The sequence below is a fragment of the Verrucosispora sp. SN26_14.1 genome (genome assembly GCF_004307965.1).
Taxonomy (GTDB): Bacteria; Actinomycetota; Actinomycetes; order Mycobacteriales; family Micromonosporaceae; genus Micromonospora.
Map to the genome: position 1 here is coordinate 1 of NZ_SISL01000195.1, position 10,684 is coordinate 10,684.

The 10,684-nt window shown below is 71.9% G+C and carries 11 protein-coding genes and 1 tRNA gene; 5 read left to right on the forward strand and 7 right to left on the reverse strand.

What is annotated here, in order from left to right:
• Together rfaE2 and EYA84_RS17855 are read left to right on the forward strand one after the other, a co-directional pair.
• On the forward strand, positions 1-702 hold a 702-nt coding region (rfaE2, locus tag EYA84_RS33525), incomplete at its 5' end, for a D-glycero-beta-D-manno-heptose 1-phosphate adenylyltransferase (RefSeq protein ID WP_236145826.1).
• Positions 699-1,565, forward strand: coding sequence for a glycosyltransferase family 2 protein (locus EYA84_RS17855; protein WP_131054198.1), 867 nt, complete (start codon positions 699-701; stop codon positions 1,563-1,565). The genes rfaE2 and EYA84_RS17855, both read left to right, overlap by 4 nt.
• Before the next feature lie 58 nt (positions 1,566-1,623).
• Here EYA84_RS17855 and EYA84_RS17860 read toward each other — a convergent pair whose 3' ends face one another.
• The 3 genes from EYA84_RS17860 to EYA84_RS17870 are packed head-to-tail and all read right to left on the reverse strand — an operon-like array spanning position 1,624 to position 3,761.
• Entirely contained in the window at positions 1,624-2,730 is a 1,107-nt protein-coding gene (locus EYA84_RS17860) for a glycosyltransferase family 9 protein (protein WP_131054199.1), read from the reverse strand.
• Between the two features lie 9 nt (positions 2,731-2,739).
• Positions 2,740-3,258, reverse strand: a complete 519-nt coding sequence (locus EYA84_RS17865) for an Hsp20/alpha crystallin family protein (RefSeq protein ID WP_131054200.1) — start codon at positions 3,256-3,258, stop codon at positions 2,740-2,742.
• Entirely contained in the window at positions 3,255-3,761 is a 507-nt protein-coding gene (locus tag EYA84_RS17870) for a DUF2231 domain-containing protein (RefSeq protein ID WP_131054201.1), read from the reverse strand. The genes EYA84_RS17865 and EYA84_RS17870 overlap by 4 nt, the downstream gene beginning before the upstream one ends.
• Before the next feature lie 168 nt (positions 3,762-3,929).
• On the opposite strand from EYA84_RS17870, the gene EYA84_RS17875 reads away from it, so the two are divergent.
• Positions 3,930-4,550, forward strand: coding sequence for a pyridoxamine 5'-phosphate oxidase family protein (locus tag EYA84_RS17875; protein ID WP_131054202.1), 621 nt, complete (start codon positions 3,930-3,932; stop codon positions 4,548-4,550).
• On the opposite strand, the gene EYA84_RS17880 is transcribed toward EYA84_RS17875, so the two are convergent.
• Positions 4,538-4,957 carry a VOC family protein gene (locus EYA84_RS17880; protein WP_201272413.1) on the reverse strand — a complete coding sequence of 140 codons (420 nt, stop codon included), beginning with the start codon at positions 4,955-4,957 and terminating at the stop codon, positions 4,538-4,540. The genes EYA84_RS17875 and EYA84_RS17880 overlap by 13 nt on opposite strands.
• A gap of 292 nt (positions 4,958-5,249) precedes the next feature.
• Here EYA84_RS17880 and EYA84_RS17885 point away from each other — a divergent pair, with 292 nt between their 5' ends.
• Complete coding sequence (locus EYA84_RS17885) at positions 5,250-5,504, forward strand: hypothetical protein (RefSeq protein ID WP_131054203.1); 255 nt, start codon at positions 5,250-5,252, stop codon at positions 5,502-5,504.
• Between the two features lie 1,076 nt (positions 5,505-6,580).
• Here EYA84_RS17885 and EYA84_RS17895 read toward each other — a convergent pair.
• Positions 6,581-6,654, reverse strand: a tRNA-Thr gene (locus tag EYA84_RS17895).
• 125 nt (positions 6,655-6,779) lie between these two features.
• On the opposite strand from EYA84_RS17895, the gene EYA84_RS17900 reads away from it, so the two are divergent.
• Positions 6,780-8,618 (forward strand): metallophosphoesterase, encoded by a 1,839-nt coding sequence (locus EYA84_RS17900; protein WP_131054205.1) that lies wholly within the window; start codon positions 6,780-6,782, stop codon positions 8,616-8,618.
• Positions 8,619-8,699: 81 nt separating this feature from the next.
• Here EYA84_RS17900 and EYA84_RS17905 read toward each other — a convergent pair whose 3' ends face one another.
• Positions 8,700-9,566 carry a regulatory iron-sulfur-containing complex subunit RicT gene (locus EYA84_RS17905; protein ID WP_131054206.1) on the reverse strand — a complete coding sequence of 289 codons (867 nt, stop codon included), beginning with the start codon at positions 9,564-9,566 and terminating at the stop codon, positions 8,700-8,702.
• 323 nt (positions 9,567-9,889) lie between these two features.
• A complete protein-coding gene (locus EYA84_RS17910) occupies positions 9,890-10,585 on the reverse strand; it encodes a hypothetical protein (RefSeq protein WP_131054207.1) in 696 nt (231 codons plus the stop codon).
• Positions 10,586-10,684 lie beyond the last annotated feature (99 nt).

Here is a 10,684-nt window from a genome sequence, read left to right on the forward strand (position 1 = left end):
GCCTTCGTCGGCAGCGGCAGAAGTGTAAAAGAGACAGACCCGACGCCGGGCGACTCGGCGCTGGTCGGCGCCGAGGGACTGACCGGGATCATCGCGGAGCATCGGCGGAACGGGCGCTCGATCGTGTTCACCAACGGTTGCTTCGACGTGCTGCACCGGGGCCACGTGCGGTACCTGGAGCAGGCGCGCGCCCTCGGCGACCTGCTGGTGGTGGCCGTCAACTCGGACGACAGCGTACGCCGACTCAAGGGCGCCGACCGGCCGGTCAACCCGGTGGAGGACCGCACCACCCTGCTCGCCGCGCTCTCCTGTGTCGACCACGTGGTCGTCTTCGAGGAGGACTCACCGGCCGGTCTGATCGAGGCCATCCGCCCGGACGTCTACGTCAAGGGCGGCGACTACCCGCCCGACCTGGTACCCGAGGCACCGCTGGTGCAGCGGCTGGGCGGGCAGGTCCGCACACTCGGGTACGTGCCGGACCGCTCCACCTCGGCGATCATCGAGCGGATCCGGGCCCACGGCCAGGGCACCGCAGTCGACACGGCCGGCTCGGTCGACACGGCCGTTTCGGTCGACGCGGGTCAGGCGGGCGACTCGGTCGATGCGGGCCGGGCGGTCGGCTCGGGCCAGGCGGTCGAGGTGGGCCAGCCGGTCACCGCGCCCGGTGCGGGTGTCCCGCCGACCACCGGCAAGGCGCCGTGAACCGACCGCTCGACACCGGCGACCACGCGGCCTTCCGCGCCGACCGTCTGCTCGACGTCCTGGTCCCGACCCGGGACCGGCCCGCCGAACTCGCCGTCACCCTCTCCGGGCTCGCCGCCCAGGAGGGGGTGCCGGGGTTCGGGGTGGTGGTCAGCGACCAGTCCGACGGCGACCCCGGGTACGCCCACCCGGCCGCGGCCACCATGGTCCGTGCCCTGCGCTATCGCGGACATCCGGTGCTGCTGACCCGTCGGCTGCCCCGACGCGGGCTGGCCGAACACCGGGCCGCCCTGCTCGCCGCGTCCACCGCCCGGTACGTGCTCTTCCTCGACGACGACGTCTGGCTGGAACCCGGCACACTGGCCCGGCTGGTCACCGCGATCGAGGAGTTGGGCTGCGGTTTCGTCGGCAACGCGGTGCACGGACTGTCGTACCTGGACGACGTACGCCCGCAGACGCACCGGCACTACCGGGAGTGGACCGGCCGACCGGTGCCCGAACACGTCCGCCCGGGCACTCCCGAATGGGACCGGGCGCAGATCCACTCGGCGGCGAACCTGCTGCACGTCACCGAGGCGCTGGAGTTGCCGCCGGGGAGCTGGCGGGCGTACCAGGTCTCCTGGGTCGGCGGCTGTGTCCTGTACGACCGCGCCAAGCTGGTCGAGTGCGGCGGTTTCGAGTTCTGGCGGCGGGTGCACGAGCGCCATCAGGGCGAGGACGTCGCCGCCCAGATCACCGTGATGGCGCGGCACGGCGGCGCCGGTGTCCTGCCCAGCGGGGCCTACCACCTGGAGTCACCGACCACCGTCACCGAACGCGACGTCGAGGCGTGGGAAGTGGTCCTCGCCGACCCCCGGATGTAAGGAGGGGACCCTTCCTATACACCAGGCGTTAGTAGGGGTCCCCTCCTTACATTCGTCTCTAGCGGAACAACAGCTCGCGGGCGGCTTCCAGCACCTCGACGACCGGTACGTCCGTGACGAAGGAGTCCCGGTGCGGGCAGTCGCCGTCGCCGGGGCGGTGCGGATAGATCCCGGGCGTGCAGTCCACCCCGCAGACCGGGCAGTGCACCGTCCACGAGGTGATCGGTCGGTGCCGTCCACGCAGTCCGGTGGCGGTGGTGATCAGGTTGCCGACCCAGAAGACGCCGACCGTGGGCGTGCCGACCGCACCGGCGAGATGCAGCGGGCCGGTGTCGTTGGAGATCACCAACTCGCAGTCGGCGTAGCAGCCGGCGAGCCCGCCCAGGCTGAGCGTGCCCACCTGGGGCCGGACCGGCACCCCGGCCGCCGCCACCACCTGGTCCACCACCTCCTGCTCGGCCGGGGTACCAGTGACCAGCACCTCGTACCCGTCGGCGTGCAGCATCCGGGCCACCCGGGCGAATCGGTCGGTGGGCCAGCGACGCCGGGTGTCGGTGGCACCCGGATGCAGTGCCACCCGGGGGCGAGCTGGCTCGCCGAGCACCCTGCGGGCCTCGGCCCGGTCCGCCTCGGTCACCGCCAACGTCGGGGTGATCGTGGTCGCCGAGGCACCCACCAGCGCCACCGCTTCCAGGTAGCGGATCACCTCCGGCTGGTAGTAGACGTACCGCAGCCACCGGTCCAGCGGCGGGGCGTCCTCGGCGCGTAGTCCGGCGGTGACCCGGGCACCGAGCGCGGCGACCAGCGGGTTCGAGTTCGCCCCGCCTCCGTGCAGTTGCAGCGCCAGGTCGAAGTGCTGTTCGCGGGCGGCGGCCAGGAATTCGACCATGCTCGCCTCGGGTTCGCCGGAGCCCGCCGCCCGGATGCCCGGGGCCGGCGGCACCACCTCCACCCGGTCGACCGGACCCGGCCGGTCGGTCCAGAGCTCCGCGTGCCACGGCGCGCCGAGCAGCACGATCTCCGCCCCCGGGTACGCGGTCCGCAACGCGTCCAGCGCGGGCAGCACGAAGATGAAGTCACCGAGTGCGTTGGCCCGCAGTACGGCGATCCGGGCCACGTCGGGCACCAGCCCGGTGGCCGGGGCGAGCAGGTCCGGAGCGGCCACGGCAGGGGATTACCGCTCGTACTCGCCGGGGGCGACGTCCGGCCGGTGGAGTTCCCGGTCCGCCGCCGGGTCGGCACCACGGGGCGTACCCGCAGCGGTCGGGTACGGCCCGGTGCGGCCGACCGTGATGGTGCGGGGCGCGGGCCGGGTGGCCCGGGGCAGCCGTACCCGCAGCAGGCCGTGGTCCATCACCGCGTCGATGCCCTCCGGGTCGACCCGCGACGGCAGCGGTATGCGGTACTCGAAGCCGCGCGTCTCGAAACCTCCGGGAATGCCGTGATCGGCGTTGACCTCGGCCTCCGTCCGAGCCCGTACGCACAGTTCGCGGTCGTCCAACTCGACCGCCACCTCTTCGGGCGCGACGCCGGGCAGCCTGACCACCACCTCCCAGCCGTCGGGGATCTCGCCCAACTCGACCTCGGGCGGCCCGGGACGGCCACCGAGCAGCCGACTCAGCTCGGCACGCAGCGACTGCAACTCGCCCATCGGGTCCCAGCCCTGCTGACCGCCGCGCCAGTTCCTGGTCATCGCACACCTCCCGTCGGCTGTCCGGCCGACGCCGGCCGCAGCGAACTCGGCGCGTCGAGGTGGGCGTCCCGGTCGACCCCGACGCCGAGCCGGTCGACGAGTTCCCCGCCCAGCCAGGCGCTGACGCCGAGGATGCCCAGCGCCACCACCTCGATGGCGATCAGCGCGCCACCGGCGGCCCGGGACTCGGCGTTGAGCCGTACCACCCAGACGGCGGCGAAGAGCAGGATCACCGCGAGGTTGGCCACGGCGTGGGTGATGCCCACCCGCTTCGCGCGGGTCCCGGCGGGGATGGCCAGCAGGTCGAAGGCCCCGGCGACCGCGGCCAGCAGGCCGCCGACCAACCCGACGGTGAGATTCCAGTACGCCACCTCGCCGAGGAACCGTGGCCCGCCGAGCGTGTCGATCAGGTCGAACAGCACGGTGGTGACCAGCAGGGCCACCGGGAACATGACCAGCATCGGATGCACCGGATGACCCAGTACCTTGAGTCGGCTCTCCATGCTCCGGGCCTCCACTGCTCGGGTCGTTTCGCCGTCGACGGCTCGTGCTGCGGTCACACCCTCCCCCATCAGGGGAGACAGCTCATCACAGTAGGCGCGCCTACACTGGCCGTGGCGGTTTCCCGCCTGGATGCCGCCACCGGGTTCAACTTCACGGGGAGGCACACAGTGACGGCAGAGATCACTTCGGTGGTGGAGTTACGCGAGTTGCTCGGCACCCCGACACCCCGCGCCGCCGAGAAGGAACGCACCACGCTGCACGAGCGCGACCGGCAGTGGCTGGCCGCGTCGCCGTTCTGTCTGGTGTCCACGGCCGGGGCGGACGGCGCCTGCGACGTCTCGCCCAAGGGTGATCCGGCCGGCTTCACCCTCGTGCTGGACGACCGGACCATCGCCATCCCGGAGCGCCCCGGCAACAAGCGCGCCGACGGCTACCGCAACATCCTGGAGAACCCGCACGTCGGGCTGATCTTCCTGATCCCGGGGCGTGGCGACACGCTGCGGATCAACGGGCGGGCCCGGCTGCTGCGCGACGCGCCCTGGTTCGACCAGATGGTGGTCAAGGGCCACCGCCCGGTGCTCGCCGTGGTGGTGGAGATCGAGCAGGTCTTCTTCCACTGCGCGAAGGCGTTCCTCCGCTCCGCGCTGTGGAAGCCGGAGAGCTGGCCGGCGGACCCCCTGCCCAGCACCGCCCGCCTGATCAAGGAGGTGCAGAACCCGGTGGAGACCCTGGCCGACCTGGAGCGCCACTACGGACCGGAGTACGCCCGCAGGCTCTACTCCTCCTGACCGGCCGCACCGGCGGCGGTGACCATCCACAGGTGGCCGTCCGGGTCCGCGAACGTGCCCGCGTATCCCCAGGGCTGCGGCCCCGCCTCGGTGACCACCTCCGCACCGGCGTCACGCGCGCGGGAGACCAGGCTGCCGACCTCGGCCGGGCCGTCCACGGTCAACCCGAGTACGCACTCAGTGTGCCGGCGGTCGGCCACCTCCCGGCCGCCGAGCACCCAGCCGAAGCCACCGGTCGGCACCAGCATCAGGCGCAACCCGGCGTTGACCTCGAACTGCAACGGCTCGGGCAGGCCGTCCCCGGCCGGCTCACCGATCGTGGCCAGACCGAGAACGGCCCGGTAGAAGTCGTGCGAGACCTGCCGGTCGGCGATCGGCAGGCTGACGACGACTGGTGTGTACGGCACGGCGGGACCTCCGGCTGGCATCGCGATCGTGGGGATGCCGTCGAGTATGGGCGCCACCTGTGACAGGGGGTGGGAGCCGCCGTCGGGGAGTCGGACCGGTGACCCGCCGCTGCGGGCAGCAGCCAGCGGCTTGCCGACCCGTGGGTTCGCCGTCGTCGGCCCGCGGCGGCTCGTGCGGATTCTTGACTCCCCTCGTTGTTGCGCTCCCCGCCTTTCGGTGTGCCCTCTTCGGTGATCCAGGATGTACCGATCGGTGGTACCGCGCGAGTCGGTGCGTGGTCACGATGGCCGGATGCATCCTCACGACCCGTACCAGCAGCAGCCGCACTATCCGCCGCACCAGTACCCGCCTCAGCCGCCGCCGATGGTGTATGTCCAGCAGCAGCCGAACAAAGCTGGGCTGGGAGGGTGGGCGATCGTCTTGTGGATCGCGGTGCCGGCGATTCTGATCGCGCTGTGCTGTGCGGGGTGCCTGCTGACCGGGTCTTTCTCGGCGTTCATGGAGGGTTTCAACGAAGGCTTCAACGAGGGCGTGTCGAATTCGTAGTGCTGTGGTGGCGACTCCCGGGTTTCAACCGGTGACCTCTGCGTGAAGGCATAGGAAAGGGCCTCTGGGCTGGGGAGCCCAGCGAGCTACCTGCTGCTTTACGTCGCTTCGGGGCGGGCAGGCCGGAGCGCCACTTCCGGCCTGGCCGCGAGCGGGTCGTGGCGGGCGGATGTGCTCGGCGTCGGCAGGCCACAGCAGATCGCCTGCGGGTGGCCTGCCGACGTGATCCGCTGGCGATGAGGAGCATGTTGGCCGGCCCGCTCGGGGTGACGACGATGAGGGCGAAGACGGGGTAGTGCACCTCGATCTGCATAGAGAAAAGGCGTCTGGCTCCCGGGATTCCTCGGTCACCTCACAGGCGGCTCACCTCGCCAGCTTCGGGGGCACGCATCGATCCGATTGGAGGTACCGATCAACTGCGAAGCGTGGTCACGATGGTCGAATGCATCCTCACGACCCGTACCGGCAGCCGCCTCACCAGCAGCAGCCCTACCCGCCGCAGCAGCACCCGCCACAGCTACCGCCGGTGGTGTTCGTTCAGCAGCGATCTAACCGGGCGACAACGACGGGCGTGTGGGCGATCTTCTTCTGGATCGCGGGGCCGGTCCTGCTTGCACTCTGCTGCGCGGGCTGTTTGTTTTCGATCTTCGGCGGGGCGCTCCTGGGCGGCGACTACGGCGGGAGTTCGCCTTCACCTACGCCGTAGCGACGGTTGCGGGCAGGCTGGAGCAACACTTCCGGCCTGTCCGCTAACCCCGCTGCGCCGCGTGCCGGTCGTCCCACTGGAAACGCGACAGCCCGGCGGACCCTGTGGATCTCCGTCCGCGCCGTGGGCACACTCCGCCTGTACGGCCGAGTGATCAAATCATGCGGTGGCAGCCAGCAGGCCGCCCGGTGGCTCCTCGGACTCAGCGGACGAAGCGCGAGGCGGTCGACCGGGCCGTCAGCGCGCTGATGGACGGCAACCTCGCGGCGTTACTGCAACGGGATGGTGCAACTGAGCGCCGGGCGAGCTGATCTGTCGGCAGATGCGAGAAGCCCCGGTCAGTGGTGCCGACCAGGGCCTTCGCTATCCGAGCCGCCTGACGGAATCGAACCGTCGACCTACGCATTACGAGTGCGTCGCTCTAGCCGACTGAGCTAAGGCGGCAACGATCGCCAAGTATACGGCACGCACCAGGCCGGGGCGGAGCGGGATTCCCCGGACTCGACGGACCGGACATCGGGCGCGTTCGGGCTCGGCACGGCACACCGCGCGGCACTACGCTCCGGCGGGTGACCGACGACCACATCCCCCGCGACGAACCGTTCGACCCCCTGCCCGGTGACGGTACGCGTCCCGAGGCCGACAGCCACCACGCGCCCGAGCCGGTGACGGCCGGCGGCCGGGCGGCGCCACTCGGGACGTACGCCGAGGAGGCTTCCGGAGGGCGGGCGGCGCGACGGCCGCGCAGCACCGATCCGCTGGAGCTGGGCTTCACGCCGCGCAAGCCGGTGCCGTGGCTCGCACCGTTCCTGCTGATCAGCACCGGTCTGCGGACCTTGTTGGCGATGCTGTTCGGGGCGTACCTGGACAAGCGCGAACTCCAGAAGGCGCTGGACGCGGAGGTCGCCCGTCAGGTCGGGCCGGACGGCGGGCTCTGGCTCGACTACGTGGCCGACCTGGGCGACGGCTTCAACGCCACGTACTCGGTGGCGTACCTGCTCGCGCAGCGCGAGCTGGAGGTGGACGGGCACCGGCTGCCCCGGGCGCAGACCCTGGTGATGGGCGGCGACCAGGTCTACCCGTCGGCGGCGTACGAGGCGTACGAGGACCGGTGCAAGGGGCCGTACCAGGCGGCGCTGCCGACCACGCCGCCGGAGCAGCCGACGATCTTCGCGGTGCCGGGCAACCACGACTGGTACGACGGACTGACCGCGTTCCTGCGGTTGTTCGTCCGCACCCGGGACCGCCACTTCGGCGGCTGGCGGACCGGCCAGTCCCGCTCGTACTTCGCCGCCGAACTGCCCGCCGACTGGTGGCTGCTCGGGCTCGACGACCAGTCCGGCTCGTACGTCGACGACCCGCAGCTCACCTACTTCGACGCGGTGGCGGAGAAACTGGGCCCGCAGAGCAGGGTGATCCTGGCGGTGCCGGCTCCGGCCTGGGTGAAGGCCGTCGACCAGCCCACCGCGTACGACTCGATCGACTATTTCATCCGGACCATCGTCGCGCCCACCGGTGCCCAGGTACGCCTGTTGATCTCCGGCGACCTGCACCACTACGCCCGCTACACCGGGCCGGACGGCCGGCAACTGGTCACCTCGGGCAGCGGCGGGGCGTACCTCTACCCGACGCACAAGCTGCCCGAGCAGATCGAGGTGCCGCCCCGGGACACCCTGGCCCGCCGCTCCAGCCCCTCTCGCGCGTACGAGTTGGCCGCCCGCTACCCCGACGCGGCCCGCTCCCGCCGGTACGGCTGGGGGATCTTCGGCCGGTTGCCGCTGCGCAATCCCGGCTTCTCGACGCTGCTGGGCATCCTGCACACCCTGCTGATGCTCTCCATGGCCGGCGTGACCGACTTCCGTGCGGAAGCCTCGGAGCAGCGACTGTTCAGCGTGCCGTTGGTGATGATGGTGCTGGTGACCGTGCTCGCGGCGGCCCTGTTCGCGAAGCCGCCCAGTTCCAGCGGCAAACGGCACGTCCGGCACTGGCTGCTGGGTGTCGGGCACGGGCTGGCCCACGTCGGGTTGGCCGCCGCCGGCACCTGGGCGTGGGTGTCGTTGCCGTTCCACGACTGGCCGTGGCCGCTGCCCGCAGTGGCCGCCGCCACGATCTATCTGCCGGTGATCGGCCTGGTGGCCAGCCAACTGGTGGCCGCGTACCTGCTGGTGGCGAGCGCCTTCGGGGTAAACGTCAACGAACTCTTCGCCGGTCAGGGCATCGAGGACGCCAAGGGCTTCGTGCGGATGCGCATCGACCCGGACGGCACGCTCACCCTCTATCCGATCGCGGTCGACCGGGTGGGCCGCCGGTGGCGCGTCAACCCCGACGAATCGCCCGAGGCATCCTGGCTCGCCCCGGGCCGCCCGCTGCGTCCCCGGCTGGCCGAACCTCCCGTCGTCCTGCGCTGACCGGCCCCACGCAGCTCGGTGAACCGCACACCCATCGCCGCAGGACATCCAGCGGGGCACGGCGAGCAGCGTCCCGAACGGTCAGCGCCGGGGCGTCACGCCCTCCGGGCCGGACTGGTCACGGCTGTCGTACGCCTGGCGTGAGCCGCACACGTCGGCGCGGGAGCAGAGGGAGCGCGAGCCGTCGGTGTCGAGGCGTACGGTGACGGCGTCGCGCGGGACGCTGTGGCCGACCACCCGGCCCTCCCCCTTCGGGGTGGAGACGCGACTACCGACCTCCGGCGCCGACTCCTGGAAGCGTTGATAGAGCGGGTGCTCGTACTTGAGGCAGCACATCAGCCGGCCGCAGGCACCGGAGATGCGCAGCGGGTTGAGGGGCAGGTCCTGGTCCTTGGCCATTCGGATGGTGACCGGCTCGAAGTCGTTCAGGAAGGTGGCGCAGCAGAGGTCACGCCCGCAGGAGCCGATGCCGCCCTGCACCCGGGCCGAGTCACGGGCCGACAGCTGGCGCAACTCCACCCGGCAGTGCAGGGTCGCCCCGAGATCGCGGACCAGGGAGCGGAAGTCCACCCGGTGCGGTGCGGTGAAATAGACGGTGCTGCGCTCGCCGCCGCCGTCGGCGCTGCCGAGCACGTGGTCGATCGCCACCACCTTCATCGGCAGGCCGTGCTCGCGGATCAGCCGCTTCGCCGCGACCTTCGCCTCCGCCTTGCGGCGCCGCAGCGTCTCGTCCCGGCGCAGATCCTCCTCCTGCGCCAGCCCGGCCAGCCGGGGGAAGCCCTCGGTGTCGTCGCTGACCCACTGCGCGGCCCAGACGCACTCCGCCACCTCGGGCCCGTCGTCGGTGGGCACCAGCACCTTGTCGCCGACCTGCGGTCGGAAGCCACCCGGGTCGAGGTAGTAGAGACGCCCGTACCGCTGGAAGCTGACCGCGCAGAGCATGCCCATGCTCCTCACCCTACGACGCGCCGCCGGATTTCCGTCGGGCCGGCGTGACGGGTGACCGCACCGCGTAATCATCCATGACTGTCGACTCGACCGATCCCGTGTCACCGACCGGTACGACGATGGCGACCGGACGGCTGAATACTCCGTCACGGACGGGACAAACGGGGCTCGACAGCGTTGAGTGTGGAACAGACCTGCGGGGGGTGCAGGAAAGTCACGGCGCCGCCGCGTGGGCCCGATCGGGTTCCCGTGTGCGGCGCCGTGCTGCGTGCCAGCGGGCCCCGCTCACCGGCCGAGCCCGGCCGGGACGTCCGGCCGTGCTGCTACCAGCCGACGCGGGTGGTCGTCCCGCCCGGGGCGGTGCCGGGGCGGAACCGGGTCGACGTCGTCCGCAACGGGGACTCGGCCAGGCTCGGCGCCCACTGCCGCAGGAGCGTCTCCGCCCCGTCGTACGCGACGCAGAGCACGGCCAGCACCCGGGCCGCGATCTCGGCGGCGGCAGCAGTGCCCGGCGACGAGGGCCCGGAGTGCGGCGGCTCGCGGGTGATGGAGGTGGCCGCCACCACCGAGACCGCCTCGGCCGAGCCGATCACCTCGGCCAGGGTGCGGGCGACGGTGAGCCGGCTGCCCTCCACCCAGTCGGCGAGGGCGTCGGCGTAGCCGGCGGTGGCCTCCAGACGCCCGACCAGACTCTCCGGGCCGTCGTCGAGGTGGCGCAGCAGCATCGTGCGGGACTGCCCGTACGCGGCGGCGGCCGGCCCGGACCAGAGCAGCGGATCGGTCAGCGTGGCGCAGGCGTGGTCGTACCCGTGCACGTGCCGGCGCACCGTGTGCCCGGCACCGGCCAACGGTGCCGCCCGCAGGTCGAGGAAGCTGCGCAGTGCGTCGCCGGGCAGCACCTGCATCCGACGCAGCAACGGCCAGACCCGGTGGCCCTCCGGAGCCCCGGCGGCGAGCAGGGTGTCGACCCGGCGCAGCAGGTCGATCCCGGGCTCGGCGAGCCGGTCCAGGGCGTCCATCACCTCTCCCCGGCCAGCCGGCGGGAGGCGGCGGAGTCGGTGTCGGAATAGCGGTCGGCGGCCTGGCGCAGCGCGGCCGCCGTGGCGGTCAACTGCGCC